This window comes from Oenococcus kitaharae (assembly GCF_025758695.1).
Lineage (GTDB): Bacteria > Bacillota > Bacilli > Lactobacillales > Lactobacillaceae > Oenococcus > Oenococcus kitaharae_A.
The window spans coordinates 209860-233965 of the sequence record NZ_JANJQP010000001.1; the positions used below are offsets into that span (position 1 = coordinate 209860).

At 43.2% G+C, this 24106-nt stretch carries 22 protein-coding genes; 17 read left to right on the forward strand and 5 right to left on the reverse strand.

Translation table 11 applies throughout. The annotated features are described in order from the left end of the window. Positions 1–122: 122 nt before the first annotated feature. Genes NRF22_RS01105 through NRF22_RS01135 form a run of 7 tightly spaced genes read left to right on the forward strand, consistent with a single transcriptional unit; the run spans position 123 to position 6223 of the window. Positions 123–785 (forward strand): VTT domain-containing protein, encoded by a 663-nt coding sequence (locus NRF22_RS01105; RefSeq protein WP_263778789.1) that lies wholly within the window; start codon positions 123–125, stop codon positions 783–785. Further along, complete coding sequence (locus NRF22_RS01110) at positions 766–1425, forward strand: phosphatase PAP2 family protein (RefSeq protein ID WP_263778790.1); 660 nt, start codon at positions 766–768, stop codon at positions 1423–1425. The genes NRF22_RS01105 and NRF22_RS01110 overlap by 20 nt, the downstream gene beginning before the upstream one ends. Before the next feature lie 32 nt (positions 1426–1457). Beyond that, the gene (locus tag NRF22_RS01115) at positions 1458–2144 is read left to right on the forward strand and encodes a response regulator transcription factor (RefSeq protein WP_263778791.1); all 687 of its coding nucleotides are present in this window, start codon (positions 1458–1460) and stop codon (positions 2142–2144) included. Between the two features lies 1 nt (position 2145). Beyond that, a complete protein-coding gene (locus NRF22_RS01120) occupies positions 2146–3558 on the forward strand; it encodes a sensor histidine kinase (protein WP_263778792.1) in 1413 nt (470 codons plus the stop codon). Positions 3559–3586: 28 nt separating this feature from the next. Continuing rightward, entirely contained in the window at positions 3587–4072 is a 486-nt protein-coding gene (locus tag NRF22_RS01125) for an FMN-binding protein (RefSeq protein ID WP_263778793.1), read from the forward strand. A gap of 5 nt (positions 4073–4077) precedes the next feature. After that, on the forward strand, positions 4078–4923 hold the full coding sequence (locus tag NRF22_RS01130; protein ID WP_263778794.1) for an FAD:protein FMN transferase: 846 nt from the start codon (positions 4078–4080) through the stop codon (positions 4921–4923). Continuing rightward, a complete protein-coding gene (locus NRF22_RS01135; RefSeq protein WP_263778795.1) occupies positions 4916–6223 on the forward strand; it encodes an FAD-binding oxidoreductase in 1308 nt (435 codons plus the stop codon). The genes NRF22_RS01130 and NRF22_RS01135 overlap by 8 nt, the downstream gene beginning before the upstream one ends. Before the next feature lie 31 nt (positions 6224–6254). Here the strand turns inward: NRF22_RS01135 and NRF22_RS01140 are convergent, their stop codons facing one another. From NRF22_RS01140 to NRF22_RS01160, 5 genes are all read right to left on the reverse strand, one after another. Continuing rightward, the gene (locus tag NRF22_RS01140; RefSeq protein ID WP_263778796.1) at positions 6255–7055 is read right to left on the reverse strand and encodes a substrate-binding periplasmic protein; all 801 of its coding nucleotides are present in this window, start codon (positions 7053–7055) and stop codon (positions 6255–6257) included. Continuing rightward, a complete protein-coding gene (locus NRF22_RS01145; RefSeq protein WP_263778797.1) occupies positions 7052–7729 on the reverse strand; it encodes an amino acid ABC transporter permease in 678 nt (225 codons plus the stop codon). The genes NRF22_RS01140 and NRF22_RS01145 overlap by 4 nt, the downstream gene beginning before the upstream one ends. Further along, positions 7730–8950 (reverse strand): argininosuccinate synthase, encoded by a 1221-nt coding sequence (locus NRF22_RS01150; protein WP_263778798.1) that lies wholly within the window; start codon positions 8948–8950, stop codon positions 7730–7732. Between the two features lie 129 nt (positions 8951–9079). Next, entirely contained in the window at positions 9080–10399 is a 1320-nt protein-coding gene (gene argH, locus NRF22_RS01155) for an argininosuccinate lyase (RefSeq protein ID WP_263778800.1), read from the reverse strand. Between the two features lie 212 nt (positions 10400–10611). Then, entirely contained in the window at positions 10612–15135 is a 4524-nt protein-coding gene (locus NRF22_RS01160; protein WP_263778802.1) for a glycoside hydrolase family 70 protein, read from the reverse strand. Between the two features lie 328 nt (positions 15136–15463). Between NRF22_RS01160 and NRF22_RS01165 the strand changes: the two genes are divergently transcribed. The 10 genes from NRF22_RS01165 (at position 15464) to glnA (ending at position 24069) form a co-directional block, all read left to right on the forward strand. After that, the gene (locus NRF22_RS01165; RefSeq protein WP_263778804.1) at positions 15464–16324 is read left to right on the forward strand and encodes a bifunctional 5,10-methylenetetrahydrofolate dehydrogenase/5,10-methenyltetrahydrofolate cyclohydrolase; all 861 of its coding nucleotides are present in this window, start codon (positions 15464–15466) and stop codon (positions 16322–16324) included. Continuing rightward, positions 16321–16593 (forward strand): ACT domain-containing protein, encoded by a 273-nt coding sequence (locus NRF22_RS01170; RefSeq protein ID WP_263778805.1) that lies wholly within the window; start codon positions 16321–16323, stop codon positions 16591–16593. The genes NRF22_RS01165 and NRF22_RS01170 overlap by 4 nt, the downstream gene beginning before the upstream one ends. Positions 16594–16604: 11 nt before the next feature. Continuing rightward, positions 16605–17948, forward strand: coding sequence for a PFL family protein (locus NRF22_RS01175; protein WP_263778806.1), 1344 nt, complete (start codon positions 16605–16607; stop codon positions 17946–17948). A gap of 9 nt (positions 17949–17957) precedes the next feature. Further along, the gene (proC, locus tag NRF22_RS01180) at positions 17958–18734 is read left to right on the forward strand and encodes a pyrroline-5-carboxylate reductase (protein WP_263778807.1); all 777 of its coding nucleotides are present in this window, start codon (positions 17958–17960) and stop codon (positions 18732–18734) included. Continuing rightward, entirely contained in the window at positions 18721–19521 is an 801-nt protein-coding gene (gene proB, locus NRF22_RS01185) for a glutamate 5-kinase (RefSeq protein ID WP_263778808.1), read from the forward strand. Before proC ends, proB begins: the two co-directional genes overlap by 14 nt. Further along, the gene (locus NRF22_RS01190) at positions 19514–20773 is read left to right on the forward strand and encodes a glutamate-5-semialdehyde dehydrogenase (RefSeq protein WP_263778809.1); all 1260 of its coding nucleotides are present in this window, start codon (positions 19514–19516) and stop codon (positions 20771–20773) included. The genes proB and NRF22_RS01190 overlap by 8 nt, the downstream gene beginning before the upstream one ends. Positions 20774–20809: 36 nt before the next feature. Then, the gene (locus tag NRF22_RS01195; RefSeq protein WP_263778810.1) at positions 20810–21562 is read left to right on the forward strand and encodes a glycerophosphodiester phosphodiesterase family protein; all 753 of its coding nucleotides are present in this window, start codon (positions 20810–20812) and stop codon (positions 21560–21562) included. Next, positions 21552–22322, forward strand: coding sequence for a tRNA (adenosine(37)-N6)-dimethylallyltransferase (locus NRF22_RS01200; protein WP_263778811.1), 771 nt, complete (start codon positions 21552–21554; stop codon positions 22320–22322). Before NRF22_RS01195 ends, NRF22_RS01200 begins: the two co-directional genes overlap by 11 nt. Positions 22323–22393: 71 nt before the next feature. Then, positions 22394–22726 carry a MerR family transcriptional regulator gene (locus NRF22_RS01205; protein WP_007746566.1) on the forward strand — a complete coding sequence of 111 codons (333 nt, stop codon included), beginning with the start codon at positions 22394–22396 and terminating at the stop codon, positions 22724–22726. After that, on the forward strand, positions 22726–24069 hold the full coding sequence (gene glnA / locus NRF22_RS01210) for a type I glutamate--ammonia ligase (protein WP_263778812.1): 1344 nt from the start codon (positions 22726–22728) through the stop codon (positions 24067–24069). Before NRF22_RS01205 ends, glnA begins: the two co-directional genes overlap by 1 nt. Positions 24070–24106 lie beyond the last annotated feature (37 nt).

Here is a 24106-nt window from a genome sequence, read left to right on the forward strand (position 1 = left end):
AAAATTGTAAATCTGATAAAATCTCATGAAACTTTCAGCTAAAAGCGGCTGAAGATCTGTGTTAGGCCCATTAGACTGAAGATATCAATCAGTTGATTGATCGAAAGGTTAGGTAACTGCGATTGGCAACAGCACTTTTTTTAAATCTTCTAAATGTTAACAAGCTGCTCCCAGGTTTGATGGGGCCATATAGTCTACTAATTTACAGTCTGTTTTTTTTAATTATTTTTGTCGAGACAGGTCTCGTCTTCGTGCCGTTTTTACCGGGCGATTCGATTTTATTTTTATCAGGAAGTTTAGCCGCTTTGGATGGTGGATTGAATTTGCCAGGGATCATCTGTGGTTTTATTATTGCGGCTATCCTCGGTGATTTTGTCAACTTTGAATTAGGGCGGCATTTTGGTCAACGGATTACGAAATCACCAAGACTAAAAAAGCTTATTAAAGAAAAAAGTTTGAAAGCCTCAGAACGTTTTTATGCTAAATATGGCAAGGCAGCTATTTTCCTTGGCAGGTTTGTTCCGATTGTGAGGACGATTGTGCCTTTTACAGCCGGCATGAGCAGAATGCCGTATCGCAGTTTTTCTAAATTTAATATTATCGGTGCCGTTTCATGGATTTTAATCATGACTCTCAGCGGTTTTTTCTGGGGCAACATCCCCGTTGTAAAGAATAATTTCCAGTTTGTGATGATTGCGATCATTGTGATTTCTCTCTTGCCGATTTTTCTGGCACAGCTCAGGGCACATTTGGCAGCAGCTAAAAGTGACGGCCGGCATGATTGACCGTTTAACAAGGCTTGACAAAAGCCAATTATTAATCGGTTTTGGCGGATTTGCGATTTTGATGCTGACTGTGCTGGCTCAGAGCCGTCTTTTGAGGCAGCTGGATCTACAGGGGATACGCTTGATAAGTTTTAATCACAGTCCATCGTTGATTAAAATGGTCAACGTGATCAGTTTCTTTGGCTGCCCGCCTGTTTCGATTATCTTGTCGTTTTTGATTATTGTTTTTGTACTATGGCGCAGACAGCGATACATTGAGGCTGTGTGGGCAAGCATGCTCTTATTATCTGGCAACGCAGTTTGTTTCTTATTAAAGGAACTGGTTAGGCGGCCGCGGCCTGTGACGATGCTGATCAAAGATACTGGATTTTCATTTCCTTCTGGCCATGTTTTCAGCACTGCTTTGTTTGTCTTTCTTGTTTGGCACTTTATGGTCGCGAACTTGAAAAAACAACGCATGCGGGAAATGGCTAGGATAGGATTAATTATCTGGCTGTTGATTATTGCCTTGAGCCGAATATATCTGCAGGTTCATTTTCCTAGCGACGTTCTGGCTAGCGTGCTGCTTGCTTTGGGCATGGCAGCCTTTACAAAACAAGGATTAAAACCTTTAAGCAGATCAGAACGTATTTCTGTTTGATAAATAATTTAAAATCATAAAAGGAGTTGATTGTGACAAAACCTGTTATTTTAATCATTGAAGATGAAGAAGCAATTGTCGCTTATTTAAAAACTGAATTACAGTTTGAGGACTATGATGTATTGACTGCCACTGATGGTGAAAGCGGCTTTGATATTTTTGAGCAGAATGCCGATCGTGTCAGCGTCATTTTGCTGGATTGGATGCTGCCGCGCCGAAATGGCTTGGAATTGCTGCGACGGATTAGAAAGTCAAAAAGCCAAGTACCGATTATTCTGATGACGGCCAAAAGTGATGTTGGTGATAAAGTCGCTGCCCTGGATTCAGGTGCTGATGATTATATTACCAAGCCCTTTGAAATTGAAGAATTGCTGGCAAGATTGCGAGTGGTGCTCAGACGCGAGCAGCAGCCGGCTAAGCGGCGTTTTCAGGTGGCGGATCTAATTTTGGATCTAGACGCGCATCGTGTATTTCGTGCAGGATTGCCAATCAACCTGACACAAAGAGAATTTCAGCTACTGACTTATCTGATTGAAAATGTGGGCAAGGCGGTTAGCCGGGACAATCTGCTGGACAATGTTTGGGGTGAAGATTTTGGCGGCCAATACAATACAGCAGATGTTTATATCAGATATTTGCGTCAAAAAATCGACAAAAATTTTCAACCTAAATTAATCCAAACCGTACGCGGTGTTGGTTATGTGTTGAGAGCAGATTAAAGTGACGAAAATCAGACAATCTTTTAAGAACTTTCTTGAAAAAATCAGGCCGTTAAAGAACAGCAGCGCGGCCATTATGACCTCCTCTTATATGTTTTTGCTGGTCATGATTACGCTGGGGATGGGTGTTTCGTTGCCAGCTGTGCTGGGTTATCAGTTGGTACAGAATCAGTCTCAAGAGGCTAGCCAATATTTGCAAAGTTTACAAAAGACAAATATTGATTCGGCTCACGACTGGCGGATTTGGATGCGAAACAACGTTTTTGATAATGAAACAATTTTTATCAAAGCTCAATCACACACAAACAAAGTTTTTTATTCCGAGCATGCTGCCCGCGTTGCTAACAAAAAGCATCACGCCTTGTTTTTTTCAAAACACTATCTGCTGGATATGAGAACCTGGTACGATTTTGACTCATATCATTTCTACTTCACGCAAAGTGCAACTCAATACGGCAACCATTTCACGGTCTGGATTAATTTATATAAAGTCGTAGATATTATCAAGATTACTTTGAGTACGGTTCTGATCGTGATTGCCTTATTGCTGATATTTGGTATTTGGCGTGTTTGGCAGCTGTCTCAGTCTTTAACGCGCTCGTTGAGTGAAGTCAGCACAGCTATCAAGCACAACAGCCAGGATCTGACAGGGGACGGCAAGGAACCTGATTACCGTTTGCCAGAGCCAGCCACGCCGATTGAAGTTCATGAATTGGCAAGCTCCTTTAATCAATTGCTAGACGCTTTATCAGAAAAGGAAAAGTTGGAGAAGCAATTTGTCTCCGATGCTTCTCATGAATTGAAAACGCCGATTGCCGCTATTAATGGGCACTTGAAATTGATTGCACGTCGTGGGAAACAACACCCGGAAATTATTGCTGATTCTCTGAAATATATTTCATCAGAAACGCAACGGATGCAGCATTTGGTCGAAAATTTATTGAATTTATCGCATGCACAAGGAAATCCATTGGAGATCACACTCGTTGATATTGGCGCATTGCTGGCTGATATTAGCGATAATGCTGCATTTGGACAAACAATCAAGACTGATTTTCCAACAGACATTTATGTTAAGGCTGATTTGGAACAATTGCGGGAAATCCTGCTAGCTTTACTGGAAAATGCCAGCAAATATAGTCCGAAGAAATCTACGATCACCATTTCTGCCTGGCAGAAAGAGGGCCAGACACATATTTCTGTTGCTGACCAGGGGCAGGGGATTTCGCCTCAGGAACGAGAGAAAATATTTGAGCGCTTCTATCGGGTCGATACCTCGCACAGCAATCAGGTACCTGGTTCCGGACTGGGATTAGCCATTGTCAAAAAACTGGCCGATCGACAAAACATTCAGATTCGTATTTCAGATAATCACCCGCATGGAACAATTTTTGAACTGATTTTGCAGGGATAGTTTAAAAAAGTAGTGAAGGAAATTAAACATGTTAAAAAAACTAACTGCATTTATTATCAGTATTATTTTGGCAGTGGCCATTGCCATTGATGGCTATCTGCTCTTCTTTAAAAAAGCTGATCCCCGCACGGTGACAACACAGGCAAACACTAATAGCCAGGCGGTTCCAGCTTCATCATCGTCTGTCAGCAGTAGCAGCGGCAGTTCAACAGTGCCGTCATCTTCAGGTGCATACCGAGATGGGAGCTATACAGGCAGTGCGGTTCGTATTCGCTGGGGAAGAGTTCGGGTGCGCGTTTTAATTAAAAACGGCAAAATTGCCAGTGTCAGTACGCTCGAATACCCAAATACCAATCCACACGACCAAAGAGTCAGCCAAATTGCTTTGCCAACTTATGAGAGTGAATCGGTTCAGGCTAATTCGTCTAAAATTCAGGCCGTCAGTGGTGCAACTGAGACTTGGCAGGGATTTACGAAGTCTCTGCAGAACGCTTTAAACCAGTCTAAAGGATGATACTCATGTCGCTATACTCAAAACAAATTCAAAATCGGACCATGCTGACTGTTGTGTTCCATGAAATGACGATTCCTTTTACGGTTCAAGTTATCGTCGCACAACCATTAACCAGGGCGAATAGACTTGTGCTAAAGCAGTCGTCAGCCATCCACGATTATATGAAACATATTGATCGGGTATTTTCACCATTTCGCGAGGATTCTGAGCTGACAGCTTTTAATCAGGGAAGCTTGATGTTTGAGAACACTAGTCAGGACTTTCAAACCGTTTATGCCATCAGCAGCTGGGCCGAGGAAAAAACAAATCATTTATTTTCAGCTGATTATTTGGGCACACAACAATATGATCCGACTGGTCTCGTCAAAGGCTGGGCGATCGAACAGGCTGCTAAACACTTTTTATTTGCACTGCTGGCCGAAGACGATTTTATTGCTGCAAACTTAATTGGCGGCGGCGATATGCAGTTTGCCACTCGTCCCGGTAGTGATTGGGTCTGGCAGCTGGCAATCGCCGATCCATTCGATACCAAAAAAATCATGGCCAAGCTGGCCATGACGTCTGGTGCCATTGCTAGTTCAGGAACGGTTGAGCGTGGTCAGCATCTGATTAATGTTGCTCAACACCGCGCGATTGGCACGCAAGCGAGCGATATTATCAGTGGCAGCGTGATTAGTGATTCTTTGGCGGAAGCCGACATTTGGGCAACTGCGGTCACGACCACTAGTATTTCGGATCATCGTTGGCTGAAAGAACTTGATGGTTCTGGTATGAGAATCAGCTATGGCAAAATCGCAGAACGTTGGCAGAATAATCGGATTGTCGATCAAAAGGAGCTAATTTATGCTTAAAAGTCATCACTATTTATTAGGGTTGTTCTGGTCAGCAGCTATCTTCCTATTGCCTCTGCCGTTGTTACAGGCATTGGCTTTAGGCTTGCCAAGCTCCTCTTCAGCAATCCTCGGTATTCAGTTGGGCACAATTGCCTATATCTGGATGCTGTTTGTTATTTTTGTCAGCACTAAACCCAAATGGCTGGATCGCTTAATCGGATTGCCATCCATGTATTTTGTCCATGCTTTTCTTGGCTTGAGTTTAATCGTTTTAGCTTATTTGCATACCAAAATGTCGCCATCTGATGGTTTAATCAAGTTGACTGGAGATTTAGGCCTCTGGATCATGATTGCCGTGGCTGCCTATTCATTGTTGTTTTTGAGTGATTGGCTAACGGCACGTGTCCAGTTTTTACGGACGATTGTGCGTTTCTTTGAAAAGAATCTATTTCATCATGAGGTCACGATCTGGCTGCACCGTTTGAATATTGTCGCGACCTTCTTTGTCTTTATTCATGTTCTGCTGATTGGCTACATTATGCAGATTCAGTCCTTCGCCTGGCTTTTTATCTTATACTCGCTCTTTGTTTTTTCAGCCTATACGATCTTCTTTATTCGCAAATTCCGTGGCTATAGCCGGGCAAACCTGGTTCAAGTTAAGCACTTGGCATCGCGCATCACACAAATCACACTTAAATTCAACTCAGGCCATCAACGAATTTTAAACAACTACCGCCCAGGGGATTATCTCTTCATTGCTTTTCGAGAAATAGCCGACATGAAGGAACTGCATCCATTTTCTTTTGTTAATTTTGATGCAGCTGCTCGTGAAGTAACATTAGCAATTCGTGCGGATGGCGATTTTTCCGGCCGAATTGCCCAGTTGCGAGTTGGCGAGACTGCCAGAATTGATGGTCCATACGGCACTTTGGATGATCGCATGCGAGAATTAACAGCTGACGGCCAATCGGTGGTTATGCTGGCCGGTGGTACAGGTGCCTTTCCTTTGATTAACCTGGCCATGCAATATGCGAGCAGCAAGGAAATTTATTTTATTTGGACTGTCTCAGATGAAAAAGAATTAGTTTATCGGCAGCTGTTGCAAAAGATAGCTGCAGATAATCCGCGTTTCCACTATTTTGAATCAATCCATCGCTTGAATTTGCAAAAATTATCTCAGATGGTGCCAAACAAGGTTCGTGATCAAGCGACTTTTCTCATGTCTGGCTCCAATCAGATGATGATTGGTTATCGCGGTCTGCTTCGCCAATACGGTATTCGTGCCCGACATATTTATTATGAAAAATTCAACTTTTAAAAAAACCAAGCATATGCTTGGTTTTTGTTTGTCATTGATATGCGGCGACTTTTTTGCCCATCCATTTTGTGGCGAGTTTTTTAAGCGTCCCATTCTTTTTATATAATTTTATTTTCTTGTTGATTGCTTTTTGAAGTTTTGGCTCTTTGTTCTTTGGAAATGCAATTGAGAACGTGTTTGGCTGACTCAGTTTTAATTCTTTATTTGTAAATACGTAGTAGCTATAGCCTTTGTGGCTTTTGATCAAATCTTGTGCTTTAGTTTGATCCATGATAGCACCTTGAACGCTGCCATTCCATAAATCTTGTGCAACAAGCGTACCTGTGTCTAGTGCTGTGACTTTTGCACCCATTTTTTTGACCTGATCGACATACTGTGTGTTAAAGACGGCTGCTACTTTCATATTTTTTAAATCTTTAGCGGATTTTATTTTGATATTTTTTGGATGAAGAATAGCAGTTTTGGCGTTGAAATAATGTGTTGAGAAATTGACATTCTTTGCACGCTCAGGAGTTGCTGTCATGCCGGAAATAACCATGCCAGCACGGTTGGACTGCAGATAGCCGATCAAACCGCTGAAGTCAGTTTCTTGTAAGCTGAATTTAAATCCCAAATCTTTTGACAGTTTTTTCAACAGATCGATATCAAAACCGACGATTTTCGAATTACCTGCCGAATCGACGACTTTATTTTCAAAGGGTGGGAAATTTGGACTTGTCGCAACTTTGATCGTTTGTCCGCTGAAAGGTTTCTTGGCTTGGCTCGAAAGTGTGAATAGAGTGGTGAAGGCCAACAGGGCCGTAAAAATTAAGAGAGAAAAACGTTTAATCATTTTGATTGATTTAAATTCCTTTCGAGTTTGTTGGAAAAATTTGTCAAAATCATGACGAGAATGTAGTAGACAATTGCAACGATGATGAAGGGTTCAAAGGCTAAGTAAGTACCTCCTTGAGCCGTCATGCCAGCACGCATGAGGTCCATCATACCGACTGTTGATACTAAAGAGGTATCTTTTAAGAGACTGATTGCCTCGTTGACCATGGCCGGCAGGACAGATTTTAATCCTTGCGGGAGAACAACATAGAAGAAAGATTGTCTATAATTAAAACCTAGTGAGCGTGCCGCTTCTGTCTGACCGATGCTCACAGCTTGGATGCCGCCACGCAGAATTTCTGAGATATAAGCAGCTGAATTCAAAGACAAGGCGACCAAAGCTGAGAAAAAAGCATTGACGTTAAATCCGACAATTTGTTTAGCACCAAAGTAGATGAGAAATATTTGCACTAAAAGCGGGGTTCCGCGAAAAACAGATGTATAGAAGCGTGCAAACAAGCTCAGCCAAGGAACTTTAATTACTTTAACCAGGGCCAAAAGCAAGCCTAGTGCTAATCCGATCAATAAGGCTAAAATTGTTAATTGCAAAGTATTGAACAACCCATTGATAAAAATCTTGCGATATGGCCACATTTTTGCGAAATCTAAAGCCGCCAGACTAACCGGTATCATTTAAATTTCTTCTTTTTCTTTTGAATGAACGTGGTTCACTTGCTCGTAAACAGTCGCTGGCAGCGTGTACAGTTTCATAAAGCCGACTGCAGCCTGTTCGTCAAAGGAGTTGGCCGATGTATAAGTGGCCAGTTTCTCAGAGTAAAGAGAATTGTGTTTCGACTTTCTGGCAACAGCGGTGGCAGAGCCTTTAAACAGCTTCATCTTAACAACGCCATTGACAACTTTTTGTGTTTCATCAATGAAAGTATTCAGTGCATCGAATAACGGTGAGACCCACATGGCGTTATAAATCAAGTTGGCAATCTTTTGTTCGATGATTGGCTTGAAGTGGGCAACATCGTGTTCCAAGGTGATATCTTCCAAGTCCTTATGAGCTGTCATGATGACAGCCGCTGCAGGTGCTTCATAAATTTCACGAGATTTGATGCCGACCAGTCGGTTTTCGACGTGGTCAATCCGGCCGATACCGTGTGATCCAGCTAAAACAGACAATTTGCTGATCAAATCAGATAGTTTCATCTGCTGTCCATTCAAGGCGACAGGCAGGCCATTCTTGAATTCAATATCGACAAAATCGGCTTTATCTGGCGCATCCTCGACGGCAACAGTCAAAGCATAAGCATCAGCTGGGGCTTGATTCCAAGGGTTTTCCAAAATGCCGGCCTCGTTGGAACGGCCCCAAAGGTTTTCATCAATCGAGTAAGGGGAGTCGAAATTGATTGGCACGGGCACATCATGCGTATGGGCGTACTGGATTTCTTCTTCTCTGGACCACTGGAAATCACGAATCGGTGCCTCGATATGCATTTCCGGATCAAGAGCATGGATCGCAGCTTCAAACCGCACCTGATCATTGCCTTTTCCTGTCGATCCATGAGCAATCGCTACGGCATTATTTTCATGAGCAATTTCGACGAGTTTTTTGATAATTAAAGGCCGGGAAAGGGCAGAGAGCAATGGGTATTCGCCTTCATAAAGCGCGTTTGATTTGATAACCTTGCTGACAAAATCATCGGCGAATTCATCTTTAGCATCAATCACGATTGATTGAACGGCGCCGATTTTCAGAGCTTTTTTCTGAATGGCATCCATCTGTTTTCCGTGCTGGCCAACATCCAGTGAAACGGCGATGACGTCATATCCTTTATCTCCGAGCCAAGGGATAGCCACTGAGGTATCCAATCCGCCGGAATAAGCTAAAACAATTTTCTTTGACATAATAGTCTCCTTATAACGAATAAAGTATTTTTAGTATTTTTTTGAAAACGCCTATTTAATCAGGCTCGCTTGAATTTTCAGTTGGGCATCGTCGTCGTCGGCTAATCCAAGCCGCTAAGAGGGGAGAAATCATAACATCTCCTTTTTGATGCCTTTAGTCATCGACTGACTGACATCCAAATATTCATAGATATCGTCCTGAATGATCGGGCTGCATTGCTGCAATTCTTTTAGGGTCAAATCTTCCAATTTTTTATGAGCCTGTTCAGCCATCAGGACTGCTTGTCCCACGACGCCATGAGCGTCTCTGAAGGGCAACCCTTTTTTAACCAGGTAATCAGCCATATCGGTCGCATTGAGAAAACCATTTTTCACGGCCGCGGTTAATTTCTTGGAATTGAGTTTCAGCGTCAGGACAATTTTTTTCATCAGCAGCAGCATGTGCTCAATCCGATCAAAGGCTGGTAAAAAGGTATCTTTATCCAGCTGTATATCTTTGTTGTATGCCAGCGGCAGACCTTTCATGAGGATCAGCATTTGGTTCAGCTGGCCGATGATTAAGGCTGAACTGCCGCGAATTAATTCTGCTGAATCAGCGTTCTTCTTTTGCGGCATCATCGAAGAGCCGGTCGAAAGCGAATCATCAAAGACCACATAATTGAATTCCTGACTGGCGAAGATAATTAATTCTTCGGATAGGCGGGAGAGATGCATGGCCATGATAGAGAAATCAGCTAGAACCTCGATGATGTAATCCCGGTCTGAAACGCCATCAATAAAGTTGTCAACGGGTTTTTTAAATCCAAGCAGGTCGGTTGTCAGCTGGCGGTCAATGTCATGCGTTGTTCCTGCGATTGCACCAGATCCGAGCGGGTTTTCGTCCATGACATCAATGGCGTTTAACAGCCGTTTTTTATCCCGCTTTAGCATTTGTGCATAGGCGCCGAGGTAATATTTGAAAGTCACGGTCTGCGCTTTTTGCAGATGTGTGTAGCCTGGCATAATTTGCGGATTAGCATTGCCTTTATCAATGAAAGCTTGAATCAAAAGGTCAATTTCTGAGATCACACCCTGCAGACGGTTTTTGATATACATTTTTGTATCAACGGCAACTTGGTCATTTCTCGAACGTGCCGTATGCAGTTTCTTACCGGCCGCGCCAATTTTTTCTGTCAGAACACTTTCGACAAAGCTATGAATATCTTCAAAACCTGTATCAGGTATTTTCAAACTGCCAGCTTTAATTTCACTGAGAATTTCTTTTAAGCCTGCGACAATGGCATCGGAATCTGATTGACTGATAATGGCTTGTTTGCCAAGCATCGTCGCATGTGCAATTGATCCTAAAATATCTTCTTGATACATCAGTTTGCCTTGTGGCAAAGAGTTATCAAACGCGGTCATGTCCGGATCTTCGGACTTTACAAAACGTCCACCCCATAATTTCATTTATCTATTCTCCTAAATTTTGAGTACAAAAAAACAACTAATTTCGTGCCGAACAAATGCACAAGAAAAGTTGTTTTATCGTCGGATAAGTTTAGAAGAGATAAATGAAGTTGTGAATGATTTCGCCTTCATGATGTAACTTGAGTTTTAGTATACATGCTTTTCAGAAGAAAACAATATTTTTTTAAAACTTTTTTCATTTTCTCGAAAAATTAAATGATTTGACCGTTTCCAAACTTGTCGTCAAAATAATAAGTCTGTTGTGTAACAGGATCCGTCTGCGAACCGCCTTTTAGTTGGATACCATCTTGGCCAAAATATTGGACTTGACCATTGATATTCTGAAAACCAGTGACCGGCTGGCCGCTATCATCGGCATAATACCAATGAATTTTGTCTGGGGAGAAGTAATCATTTGTGACCATTGCACCATTCGTACCGTTGAAGTAGTGTTTTTCGCCGCTATTAGGATCCTGGGCAAATCCGTCTTTGATCTGAGTGAAGTCATCTCGAAAATAATTAGTGAGACCGTTGATAACCCGCATGCCGCGCACCGCCTCACCATTTTCATCCAGATAGATCCAATTACCATCAGATCGGCGCATGAAACGATTTGTGATCATTTGTCCGCTGATATCGTCAAAATACTGCAAATGGCCATTGATCGTTTGAAAACCAGTCACAATCTGCCCTTGGCTATCAGCGTAGTACCAAAGATGGCTATCGCCTTGATAACTGCCGGCCGTATTATCGTCAGGTGTGAAACTGCTGGAGGCACTCGTATAAATGAAATCGCCTTTAACTAAATCGCCGGTGAGGGCATTGAAGTAAAAACGCTGACCAGATTGGTTCGTGTAAAAGGCGTCTTTCATCTGCTGACCATGATCATCGAAGTAAAGCTGACGACCATTGATTGTTTGCAAACCGGTAACAGCCAACCCGTCAGCACCAAAATAATAGTAGCGGCCATTTTCGCTGCCTTTGAATTCGTTAACAGCCATATTGCCATTGCCGCTCTCAAAGTAACGCATCCGGCCGTCGCTGCCCAGAATAAAGGCATCTTTAGCCTCTACGCCGCTGGATTTGAAGAATTGCCAATGGCCATCAATTTGAGCCAATTGATTTGCCAGCATGATACCGTTCTCGTCAAAACGGAAACTATTGCCGTTTGTATCAGTCACATACTGATTAGCAACTTGTCGGCCTCTTTGATCGTAGTAATAGGTCTCGCCACGGTCATTTTGGACAAAGACATTTTGTGCTTCAACGCCGTTAGGAAAGAAAAGGTAGTGCTGGCCATTGATCGTTTGAGGCCCAGTCACCATATGGCCAGTGTTGTCAAAATAATAGTAGTTGCCGTCATCGCCTTGGACAAAAGCATTTGTGGCTTGATAACCACTGGTCGAGAAAAAGATAATGCCTTGATCATCTTGGGTAAAACCAGTTTCACCAGGCTGATTAGTCAATTGTTTAGGCAGAAAAGCTTCGTTTTCATCGTTTGAAACAACTTTAAAGTATTGATCTGTGCCTGAATCGCGCAGGACGTAATAAGCACCGCGCCCCTGGATGTTGGAACCATTGAAGTATTTGGCCGACCATTCAGTAATTTTTTGACTAGGATCAATCGTTTGACCGGTTGAAATTTGTGTTTTCGTAAACAAATCTGGATAAAGTTGCTGAAGTTTCTCCAGGAAAGCGCCGCCGAATTTTGTTTGATACTGCCCGCCCCCATTTGTATAAGCCAAGTAAAGATCGTTTTGCAAATCGGATCCAGCGATCGGCTGACCATAGGAGTCAGTTCGGTTGACTGTAATAATTTCTGGGTTTTGCAGATTATAAATTTGGTCGGGTACCCAATCGGCCATGACCTGGATGTTGTTGGCATGCAGGGCTTTGATAGCCGCTCTTAAGTCATCGACATCGCCGTATTTTGTCGGCGTATCAAAGCCTAAATCATAGCGGTCGGTAAAGGCATAGCCGTTTTGAATGATTGAATCAAGAAAACTGCTGTCGCTGCTGGATCTGTACTGCGGTGCCAATTGGAAGCTGGTGATTCCCCAATCTTTAAACAGACCGGCGTTCTCGGTGATTTTCACGTTCGTAAAATTGTCGTGCTGTTCAGCGGTCGGGATCGACTGGAAATTAGAAAAGCCTTCAAAAATCACGTTGCTGTCCAGTGCAGCGTTTGAATGATACACACTGCCATCAACACTAGCGGCCGAATCAGCTGTTGTTCTGGCATCTTGATTGTCAGCAGCGCCGACAGGCACCCAAGCTGATAGGTATCCGGAAACTTCTGGATTCAAATAGCCGGCCAGTTCTGCTGCAGTAAAAGTCAAATCACCATTTGCGTCTGTATATTTCACCGGTGCTTGAAGATCTGTATCAAAGTTCTCTAATCCAGACTCAGTAGTCAATAGTAGGGCGCGAAAAGCCTGATTTTTGTGGGCGGCACCCATGTGCAGGACAACCTGATCATTTTCAGCTAGTTTTAAATGAGAATTATTGCTGACGATCACGCCAATACCTTCTTGACGCGTTTGATTATCGCCTAAGTCGCTTGCCAGCATGGCATTTTGGCCAAAACGAACACTGGTCAGAATGTCGTTTTTATCAACGGCCATGCTTTGTCCACCGGTGGCATATTTGACTCTGGCCTTTAAAAGGGTACTAATAGCATTAAAGTAAGGCGACTTGTTTGCCATGTAATCGCCATCGTCTGTGTACATATCACCGTAATAGACACGCGGAACGGTATCTTTGTTGGTTAAAAGCATTGCATAGGCGCTGGGAATGTTATATTGTGTGTATTTTTTAACATCTGACTTCATGTCGGCGTTATAGACTTCAAAAGCTGCCTTCAGCTGATCAGCTGTTGGAATCAAGCCGCTGCCGGAATTTGGATACAGGTCTGAAATAATTTGTGCAATGACTGTTTGGACTTCCGAGTCGTGTGCACGGACAAAAGAATAGTTGGCAACGGCTTGATTGTCAGTCGAATCGTTTGCGCGATTGACTAAGTAGTAATCCATAAAACGCTGCATTGTACCGCGGATGTTGTCCGGCTTTGTCAAAGACCAGATTAGCTGTGTGTGCATATAATCGTCCATGGTTAACTGCGGGTAGCCTTGGGCTTTCATATATTCGGGATCGTTGTGGCTCCAGTCCTCCAAAATAGATAGATGCTGATCAGAAGTAAGATCGTTTGAACCACTCTTAAAAGCATCTTTGAAATATGCAGCTGCAATCTGCAATAAATCAGCATCGACATTATCAACAGCATCAACACGGATGCCGTCAAAGTTAGCATCTGGATCATTGGCTGTGATTGATCCGAAGTTCATGAGATAATAAAGCCAATTGAGTTGTTCGGCCTGGACAACAGGATTGGAATTATCGACATCGTTGGCTAGCAATAATTCAAAGCCGCCAAGGGACGCATCCGTATTATATTCTGGCGTTCCAGTTTGATTTGTCGGTGTCCGATTTAGCAAACGGAAGTTGGAATTAGCATCTGGCGTTAATGGACTGTTAACGAAGGTGAGGGCGCCGCCTTGTAGATGGTCGCTGCCAGGATCTTCGCTCTCTTCATTCCAAGAAGGCTGCTGGTTGATAAAAGTCTGCAGCAGTGTTTTCAACCAATCAGTTGAAGCTTGCTGACTGATTTTCTTTTCAATCGCACCTTGTACAGATTGAGCGGCGTGATTCAATAAAAGCTGGTCATCAGCAATTTTGAAATCCTGATCATTGGCAATAAAGCCCTGAGTTTTCATGTAATTCAGGTAGTTGACTTCTGTTTGTTTGTCGGGCCACCAAGTGGTCAGAATTGGGCGGAAGTCATCAGTACGCGAGGCGCGCCAGTCGGTGCCATTTTCAAGAATGTCGGCTGGCCGATACCAAGCTTCAGCGGTTAAATAACCGTTGATATTTGTGAAACTCTCGCTTTTTGTCGAATAAACGGCATTGTGAGCTGTAAAATCGTCATTTTGTGCTGTGAGCCCTTCTTTAATACTGGATGCATTTGTGTTGGTCAATGCACCGGTTGTTTTGTCAAAGTAGAGAACTTGGTTGTCAAAAACGCCGGAATAACCTTTTCTCATGTGGCCGTCCTGATCAAAGTAATAACTTTGGCCTTGAATTGTTTTCAGACCGGTTGCCATCTGACCCTTGTCATCAAAATAGAAAATGTTGCCTTGCTTATCTGTAGCATAGTTATTGACTGTTTCCTTGCCATCTGCTTCGAAGTGATGCAGGTCATTATTAATGATTTTAAAGCCTGTTACAGCATTGCCGCTTTGACTATCGAAATAATAGCTTGAGCCGTCCACTGTTTCAAAACTGCCTTTAATCTGAATGCCTTGTTCATCAAAGAACTGCAAACTGCCGTCAATGGTCTGCAGGCCTTTGACAAATTGGCCGTCGCTGCCCATGTAAAACCAGTTTCCCGCCTGTTGAACGTAGTGGGGTACGATTGCTGCTGGAGTTGGGCTGACAGTTTGAGAGATCTCGTCTGTTTCCGGCTGTTCTGCGCTTTGCGATGTCGGCTCGCTTTGATCAGCGGCCGCTGTCAAAGGAGCGACTGATTGCGCAGTTGTGTCTTCCTGATTCAAGTCGTCTGCCTGAACCGTGATAAGATTTGAGCCAGCAGCCATCATAAAAACGGTCGTGCCGGCTACAATCCAATTTTTTCCTGATTTATAGAGCTTTTTTCGATCTATTCTTGCCTTTCTTTCCACTATAAAATTCCTCTTTTCCATTTATGGGCCGAATCAGCTTCAGCCGAGTCCCTTCATCTGGGCTTGAACCAGCAGGTTCCCATTTTTTGAACCACAAAGAGATGCAAAACTTAAAGGTCAAAGTATTGGACAGCTTTAATGAAAAGTAAAGACAGTCTTAATTTTTTGTTAAAAAAATAACTTAATTTTCTACAATGATTTATTAGTCAATTAATATTGAATCTATCTGTGCCAATTTCGGACGAGCTAATATTGTGGCGAGCCAGGCTTTGTTTGAAAAAATGACATTTCTCCCTTTGAGACTGGATTGATATGCGATAATTTACGCATGGTTCAAATACTGGATGGTAAAAGTGTCTCCAAAAAAATCCTTGAAAAGGTGAAAACATCTGTCGAGCAGGCCGATTTTCCTGTCAAACTTGCGACGATTTACGATCAAAGCGATGCCGGCAGCAGCATGTATGTGGCTATGAAAATCAGACGAGCCAAGCAGGTTGGTATTGCTTCTGAAGAATTCAAAATTGATGATTCTTGGACAACGGCCAGCCTATTGACCTTGGTTAAGCGATTAAACGATGATCCGACTATTTCCGGTATTCTGGTACAATCGCCGCTGCCTGCCTCGATTAATGAATCCGATATTTTTAATGCGATCGCGATTCAAAAAGACGTGGACGGTTTGTCTGCTTTAAATCAAGGCTTGTTGTTTGAAAATGCTAGCCAGAATTACCTGATCCCTGCGACACCGGCTGGTGTGATCAAACTGCTTGAAAATTATGATTTTGATTTTGCAGGTAAAAATGCATTGGTCATCGGGAGATCAGTTTTGTTTGGCCGTCCAATGAGTATTGCCTTGACCAATCACGATATGACCGTGACATTGGCTCATTCCAAAACCAGTCGCGCGACTTTACAGAGATTGGCTGAATCCGCTGACTTGATTGTTGTGGCAGTTGGCAAGGCGAATTGGTTTGATCTGCCTAATTTAAAATCTTCGGCGGTAGTGATTGATGTTGGTGCCAATAAAGTTACCGGTAAAGCGGTCGGAGATGTTGATTTTGAAAAAATTGCACCTCAAGTGGCTCAGATTACACCGGTACCAGGCGGTGTCGGACCGATGACAATCGCCACTTTGATTCAGCACACATTTTTACTAGCGACGTTACAGCAAAAAGGAGAAGTTAGATGAAAAGAGCAGTTGTGACTGTCATAGGAAAGGATCGCCCTGGGATTATTGCTGGCGTTTCAAAGACCTTAGCCGAAAAACAAGCCAATATCCTTGACGTTTCCCAGACTTTGATGGGGACTATTTTTACGATGAGTATGCTGATTGATATCACTGAGATTGATGCCCAATTTGATGATTTGCAGAACAGCCTCAAGCAGACCGGTGAGGTATTAGGCGTGACTGTCCACATTCAAAGAGAAGAAATCTTCAATTCAATCTCACAAATTTAGCCGAGGGACTCATGGATATAAAAAAAATTAATGAAACAATCCAGATGATTTCTGAAGAACATTTTGATATCCGGACTGTCACGATGGGTCTCTCTTTGTTAGATTGTATCGGTGCAAATGGTCAGCAGACGGCTGAAAAAGTTTACGAGAAAATCATTAAAAAAGCTGGTAATTTGGTGGCAACTGCAAGGCAATTGGAGCGGGATTTCGGTGTGCCGATTGTTAACAAACGAATTTCTGTGACGCCGATTTCGCTACTGGCCGGAAACTCTGATTATGCCGGATTATTAGCTATCGCACATAGTCTGGACCGGGCGGCCGCTGCTGTAGGCGTTGATTTTATCGGCGGCTATTCAGCACTGATTCAAAAAGGCACAACACCGAGTGAAAAAATGCTGATTGAAAGTTTACCAGAGGTACTCTCAAAAACTAATTTGTTAATGTCTAGTATTAATGTTGCTTCGACCAAAGCAGGCATTAATCTGAATGCCATTCGTAAAATGGGCGAGACAATCAAAGATATTGCCCAACAAGATCCGCTGGCAAATGCCAAACTGGTTGTTTTTGCGAATGCCGTTGAAGATAATCCTTTCATGGCTGGTGCCTTCCACGGTGTTTCAGAAGATGATGCTGTCATTAATGTCGGTGTCTCTGGACCGGGTGTTGTCAAACGCGCTTTGGAAACGGTTCGTGATCAGCCGATTGACGTTGTCGCTGAAAAAATCAAGACCACGGCTTTTAAAATCACGCGGATTGGGCAGCTGATTGGTACTTTGACTGCACAAAAATTGGGCCTGCCTTTTGGCATTGTTGATTTAAGTCTTGCGCCGACCCCAGCGCGTGGCGATTCTGTCGCTGAAGTGTTAGAGGAAATTGGTTTAGAGCAAGTTGGTACGCAAGGCACGACCGCTGCTTTAATGCTGTTAAATGATGCAGTCAAAAAGGGCGGCGTCATGGCCAGCCAACGGGTCGGTGGTTTGAGCGGCGCCTTTATTCCTGTTTCTGAGGATGCTGGTATGATTGATGCAGCAGTTGCTGGTACTTTGACAATCAGCAAGTTAGAGGCAATGACGGCCGTTTGTTCCGTTGGCCTTGATATGATTGCCATTCCGGGCGATACACCTGCCACGACCATCTCAGCTATGATTGCTGACGAGGCGGCCATTGGCGTACAAAACAATAAGACCACGGCTGTGCGTGTGATTCCAGTTCCGGGTAAAGGCGTTGGCGACGAGATTGATTTTGGCGGCCTGCTTGGCCGCGCGCCGATTATGCCTGTTATCAATCGGTCTTCAGAGAAATTTATTAGTCGAGGAGGGCACATTCCTGCTCCGATTCATTCATTTAAAAATTAAGGAGGTTATATGATTTACGGTTTTTTGGGTGCCGGGCATTTAGCTGCGACAATGATTAAGGGGCTAATTAAAAGCGGTGTCTCTCCGGAAAAAATTTTGGTTAGCTCGCCGCATTCCGCACAACGATTATCTACTGAGATTGGTGTTGTTTCCGTTTCTGAAAGTGAACTGATTGAAAAATCGGATCTGCTTGTTTTTGCTTTCTTGCCGCAGCAGCTCAGCACAATTATACAGACAATCGGTACAGACAAGTTTTCTGACAGATTGATTGTTTCTCTATTGGGTTCAACGACTGTTTCTCAGCTTCAAAATCTTCTGCCCGCTGCCAGAATTGTGCGCGCCATGCCTAATATCAACGCTGAATTTAACAGGTCAACCACAGCTGTTGTGGCGGCACCTTCTGCAAGTGATCACGATAGACAGTTGGTGGACACATTTTTTGCCAAGATCGGGTCGCTAACAGAATTGCCTGAGGAATTGTTCCCGGCTTTTTCTGCGATTGCCGGCTCCGGTCCTGCTTTTGCTGCTTTGTTCTTAAAGGGACTGCAGCTGTCCGGAATCAAGCTTGGGCTTTCAAAAAAAGATAGTCTCAAAATTGCGGCCGATATGGTATTGGGATCAATGGCCGCCATTCAAAAAGGCAGTCAGCAGCCTGATCAGGTTATTAAAGCTGTGGCATCGCCCGGCGGCAGCACTGCTTTAGGCGTTGCTTCTTTTGAAGCTGACAATTTTGTGGGCGTGATTGAAAAAGCGATTAAAAAAACGGCTGGTTATGGTCAAAAATAGGGGCAAAGATTGGAAAAGGATTGTCGTTAAGGTTGGCACATCGACGATCGTTTTAAAAAACGGCAAGATCAATCTGCCTGTTATCGGTCAACTTGTTCAGACGCTTTGTGCCTTAAGGAATTCCGGTAAAGAGGTGATCTTTGTGACCTCTGGTGCGATTGGTGTTGCTTTGAATCAACTTGGGCTTAAAAAACGACCGGCTGCCATCCCGGAACAACAAGCTTTGGCTGCAATTGGACAGGCAAATCTGATGGCCATTTACAACCAGACCTTCGCTTTTTATCACCAGCTGACCGGTCAAATTCTACTCACTTACGATGTTTTTGATAATCCCAAGATGCTGGATAACATGTTAAACGCCTTGGGCGAACTACTGCAACTGAACGCTATTCCGATTATTAATGAAAATGATGTGATTGCCGTTGATGAGATGGACCATAAGCATTCATTTGGCGACAATGACCGTCTAGCTGCAATGGTCGCTAACGCCATTGATGCCGATGCCTTGATTATTTTGTCGGATGTGGATGGCCTTTATGATAAAAATCCGCATCTTTTTTCTGATGCTAAAAAAATTTATCAAGTTAAATCTGTTGATGATCACATTTTGGCGCTTTCTTCAGGCAAGAGTGATTTAGGGAAAGGCGGCATGCAGACTAAACTAAAAGCGGCTGAGTTATTATTGAAGCATAATAAAGAAATGCTGCTGTTATCAGGCTCTCAACCGGCAGATATTTTGGCGGCGCTTTCTGGTAAGGACATCGGTACTTTGTTTAGCCATGAATGACACATTACATACGCAAATGATTGACATTGGGCAGCGAGCCAAAACAGCGGCGCTTGCTTTGGCTCGTTTGAATTTCGCTCAGAGAAATGCAATTTTAAGTGCTTTTGCGGACACAATTTTGGCAAACAAGGCAGAAATTCTGCGAGTTAATCAGCAAGAATTAGACGAACATCGCCGTGATTTAACGCTGGCTATGCAAAACAGACTGGCGCTGGATTCAAAAAAAATCACCAATATCATCGAATCCTTGCAGGCACTTATTAGAATAGATGATCCGCTCGCTGGCAGAGACCAAGAATGGCAGGCCGCGGCTGGGTTTAAAATTTTGAAAAAAATCGTGCCGCTGGGCGTGGTTGCCATGATTTATGAAGCTCGGCCGAATGTCACGATCGATGCTGCTGCATTAGCAATTAAGTCTGCTAATGCAGTCATTTTGCGTGGCGGTAAAGAAGCAATCCAGACAAATAGCTTTTTAGCACACATCTTAAGAGAGACCATCTCAAAGCTCGGTTATAATCCAGACATGGTTCAGTTAATTTCAGATAGCAGCCATGCTTCTGTTGATGAGCTTCTGCATGCCAGAAGCTTCGTAGATGTTTTGATTCCTCGAGGATCACGCCAATTTATTAATCAAGTAGTTGAAAATGCCAGTGTGCCTGTGATCGAAACCGGTGCTGGCAACGATCATATTTTTGTTGATGAATCGGCAGACCAGCAGCAGGCTATTGGAATTATTCTCAATGCTAAGACACAAAGTCCAGCTGTGTGCAATGCTGCCGAAAAGCTCTTGATCCACAAAAATATCGCTAAAGAGTTTCTTCCAAAAATTGTTAGTGCATTAAAAGCGGCCGATGTTGAAATTCGTGCTGATGCACAGGCCCGGCAGCTCGATCCGACTCTTATTCCGGCTAGTGCTGAGGATTGGGATACAGAGTATAACGATCTGATTATGGCTATTCACATAGTGGGCAGCCTTGACGAGGCCATTTCCTGGATTAGCAAACATACGACTCATCACACTGAGGCAATTCTGACCCAAGATCCCGCACATGCCGCCGCTTTTATGAATGATATTGATGCCGCTGTAGTGATACTAAATGCATCCACACGTTTTACAGATGGTTTTGAATTTGGTTTTGGATCGGAAATTGGTATCAGCACACAAAAGCTCCATGCCAGAGGCCCAATGGGCCTTAAAGCATTGACAAGTTACAAGTATGAAGTTTTCGGCCACGGCGAGACACGGAAGTAATTTTTCAAGAAAAGTAATCAATGGTATCCTGATTTGGTGAACACTTTAGTCTTTGCGCATCGTGGTTATAAACTGGTTGCGCCGGAAAATACGCTGCCAAGTTTTAAGGCCGCTTTAAAATACCCGATCGATGGTTTGGAAATTGATTTACATATGACTGCCGACGGCGAATTGGTTATCATTCACGACGAGACAGTCGATCGGACTTCTAATGGGCAGGGTTATGTTAAAGACATGACTCTAGCGCAATTACGAGCTTTGGATTTTGGCAGCTGGTTTTCTGAACATTTTAAGGGCATACAAATTATGCGTTTTCAAGATTTTCTTGATTGGCTAGCAGATATTAATTACAAAGGCGTGTTATTAATTGAATTGAAGACGGATCATGTTGATTATCCAGGCATCGAAGAACGTGCCTTAGAAGCAAGCCGGCAACATCAAGGTGCATGGTCGGTCATATTTCAATCCTTTAACCCCAAGACTTTACAGAGGCTTTACCAGCTGGATACCCATTTACATATCGACCGTCTCTCTTTTGTTCCAAATCCAAAAGACTTTTTGGCTTGTCATGCAGACAGAATCCAACATATCAATTTGGATCTGCGTTTTGCACTGAATCGCTTGCTTCTGAAGTATTTTAATAAGGGCCAAAAGTTCGTACCGTGGGTAGTGGACGATCAGCGTTATCTTGAAAGAGCCTTTAGGCAGCCCCTATCAGCAGTTATTACGAACCAAGTTGCCCGTGCAACTTTATTACGGGATAAAATCCAGGGAATATATGAATCCTGACAGCAAACAAAAGATTGTCGTTGTTTTAGGGCCTACTGCTAGCGGAAAGACGTCCCTTGGTATCAAAATCGCTCAAGCTCTAAAAACAGAGATTATTTCGACAGATGCGGTTCAGATTTTTCGTGGACTTGACATCGGCAGTGCCAAACCAACAGCTGAAGAACTGTCCGAAGTTAAACATGCCTTCATCAATATTAAGAATGCAGATGAAAGTTATAACGCGCACGAATTTATGATTGACGCGCGACAAAAAATTGCGGCACTTTCGAGAAATGGACAGCTTCCCATCCTAGTCGGCGGTTCCGGCTTTTTTGTACAAACAGTAATTGGTGATCGGCGCTTGGCTGATCAAGATCATCCGATAGTCCCGCCAAAAGCCGGCATTGAGAATCGCCTCTATCAGGCCTTACTGATTGGGTTGACAATGCCGAGAGAAATTTTATATGACCACATTAATCGGCGTGTCGATTTGATGTTTCAGCAAGGGCTTCCTCAAGAAGCTGAGAAGCTGCTGATACAGCCGGGGGATTTTCAGTCGAAAAAAGCGATTGGTTATCGCGAGTTCAAGGATTATTTTTTCGGAAACCAGTCCCTGGACCGGACAAAAGAATTGATTAAACAAAATACACGCCATTATGCCAAACGGCAATTAACTTTTTTTAAGAACCAGTTTCCGGATATTCAATGGTTTGATGCGGTACAAACTGCCAAAAATAGCCAAAAAATCATTGATCTTGTTAAAAAATTCAACCAGTCATAGACCAATGTCAGTTTTCCTAACATTTTTCCCGAAAGGCGGCTATAATTTTAGTTAGATATTCTTAGTAAGAAATGATTGATGAGCGATTAAAAAAAGATTTAGCGATTTTGCCGATCAGTACGGTTCGCGCACTGACGAACCTTTCTGATAGACAAATTCGCTATTACGAAAGTCAGGATTTGCTTACTACGAAAAGAGGTAAAGGTGGACAAAGGCGTTTTTCTTTAAATGACGTCGAGCGTTTAATCGAGATTCGTACGATGATGGAGTCTGGGGATAGCCTGAAGGATATTCATAGTCTTTATGAGACGAACCGCGTGAATAGCCGGCGTGATGAGAAGAAAGATTTTGTTCATTCTTTGGAAAACGAATTTTTGAAAATCGGAAGGTTGGAAAAGCATTAATGGCAAAATTAACGAAAGCAGCAATAAAAGAGGCAGTTAAGGAAGAAGGTGTCGATTTCTTAAGAGTCATGTTCACAGATGTCTTCGGCATGATTAAAAATGTTGAAATTCCCGTCAGCGAACTTGACACGGTTCTTGACAACAATTTATTGTTTGATGGATCTTCTATCGATGGTTTTGTTCGAATTGAAGAGTCTGATATGTACTTGTATCCCGATTTGGATACCTTTAAGATTTTGCCGGACACAATGACTGGCGAGCATGATGGCAAGGTTGCGATGATTGTCGCAAATGTTTACACAAGCAGTCGTGAAGTGTTTGAGGGCGATCCGCGTAATAATTTGATTCGTGTGCTTCGTGAGATGAAAGCAGACGGCTTTTCTGATTTCAATGTTGGTACTGAGCCAGAGTTCTTCTTGTTTAAAGTCGGTGAAGACGGTAAACCAACGATGGAGCTCAATGATAACGGCGGTTATTTCGATTTGGCACCTCTTGATCTTGGGGAACATGTCCGTCGTGAAATTGTCCTGACTTTGGAAAAGATGGGATTCGAAGTTGAAGCTGCTCATCACGAAGTTGCTCCAGGACAGCATGAAGTTGATTTCAGATATGCAGATGCTGTCACAGCTGCCGATCATATCCAGCTTTTCAAGCTCATCGTCAAGACAGTCGCACGTAAATACGGCTATTATGCTACTTTTATGCCAAAGCCAATTGCAGGTATTAATGGTAATGGTATGCACACGAATATGAGTCTCTCAAAAGACGGCAAAAACGTTTTTGATGATCCCACAGATAAATTAGGTTTGTCTGAGACTGCTTATCATTTCTTAGGCGGCCTGTTGACTCATGCTGAGAATTTTGTCGCGATTACCAATCCGACAGTCAATTCTTTCAAGCGTCTAACACCAGGATTTGAAGCACCCGTTTATATCGCTTGGTCCGCTTCTAACCGTTCACCGATGGTTCGTATTCCAGCATCTCGTGGTGCAGCCACACGTCTGGAATTACGAATGGTAGATCCAACAGCCAATCCATATTTGGCTTTTGCAGTCGTTTTGGCTTCTGGCCTTGACGGTATTGAAAAGAAAATTACGCCTGAGCATTCTGTTGATAAAAATATTTTCCGCATGGATGCCGATGAACGACAAAAGGCCGGGATTAAAGATTTGCCGGATACTTTGCTTGCGGCCGTACAGAATTTAGAGCAGGATGAAGTTGTTACAGCTGCTATTTCCAAGCGTATTGCAGATACTTTTGTCGAAGCTAAGAAGCTCGAATATCAGTCCTATCGCGCATCTGTCTCGAAGTGGGAAATCGATCAGTATCTGGAAACGTTCTGATTGTTTAAAAGAAAATAATATTTATTAAACGTCTGTT

What these genes read in the sequence shown, in the direction of transcription:
- NRF22_RS01125 (WP_263778793.1), top strand. Translation starts at nt 3,587, where the DNA reads ATGTTAAAAAAACTAACTGCATTTATTATCAGTATTATTTTGGCAGTG.
- NRF22_RS01130 (WP_263778794.1), top strand. Translation starts at nt 4,078, where the DNA reads ATGTCGCTATACTCAAAACAAATTCAAAATCGGACCATGCTGACTGTT.
- NRF22_RS01135 (WP_263778795.1), top strand. Translation starts at nt 4,916, where the DNA reads ATGCTTAAAAGTCATCACTATTTATTAGGGTTGTTCTGGTCAGCAGCT.
- NRF22_RS01140 (WP_263778796.1), bottom strand. Translation starts at nt 7,055, where the DNA reads ATGATTAAACGTTTTTCTCTCTTAATTTTTACGGCCCTGTTGGCCTTC.
- NRF22_RS01145 (WP_263778797.1), bottom strand. Translation starts at nt 7,729, where the DNA reads ATGATACCGGTTAGTCTGGCGGCTTTAGATTTCGCAAAAATGTGGCCA.
- NRF22_RS01150 (WP_263778798.1), bottom strand. Translation starts at nt 8,950, where the DNA reads ATGTCAAAGAAAATTGTTTTAGCTTATTCCGGCGGATTGGATACCTCA.
- argH (WP_263778800.1), bottom strand. Translation starts at nt 10,399, where the DNA reads ATGAAATTATGGGGTGGACGTTTTGTAAAGTCCGAAGATCCGGACATG.
- NRF22_RS01165 (WP_263778804.1), top strand. Translation starts at nt 15,464, where the DNA reads ATGGTTCAAATACTGGATGGTAAAAGTGTCTCCAAAAAAATCCTTGAA.
- NRF22_RS01170 (WP_263778805.1), top strand. Translation starts at nt 16,321, where the DNA reads ATGAAAAGAGCAGTTGTGACTGTCATAGGAAAGGATCGCCCTGGGATT.
- NRF22_RS01175 (WP_263778806.1), top strand. Translation starts at nt 16,605, where the DNA reads ATGGATATAAAAAAAATTAATGAAACAATCCAGATGATTTCTGAAGAA.
- proC (WP_263778807.1), top strand. Translation starts at nt 17,958, where the DNA reads ATGATTTACGGTTTTTTGGGTGCCGGGCATTTAGCTGCGACAATGATT.
- proB (WP_263778808.1), top strand. Translation starts at nt 18,721, where the DNA reads ATGGTCAAAAATAGGGGCAAAGATTGGAAAAGGATTGTCGTTAAGGTT.
- NRF22_RS01190 (WP_263778809.1), top strand. Translation starts at nt 19,514, where the DNA reads ATGAATGACACATTACATACGCAAATGATTGACATTGGGCAGCGAGCC.
- NRF22_RS01200 (WP_263778811.1), top strand. Translation starts at nt 21,552, where the DNA reads ATGAATCCTGACAGCAAACAAAAGATTGTCGTTGTTTTAGGGCCTACT.
- NRF22_RS01205 (WP_007746566.1), top strand. Translation starts at nt 22,394, where the DNA reads ATGATTGATGAGCGATTAAAAAAAGATTTAGCGATTTTGCCGATCAGT.
- glnA (WP_263778812.1), top strand. Translation starts at nt 22,726, where the DNA reads ATGGCAAAATTAACGAAAGCAGCAATAAAAGAGGCAGTTAAGGAAGAA.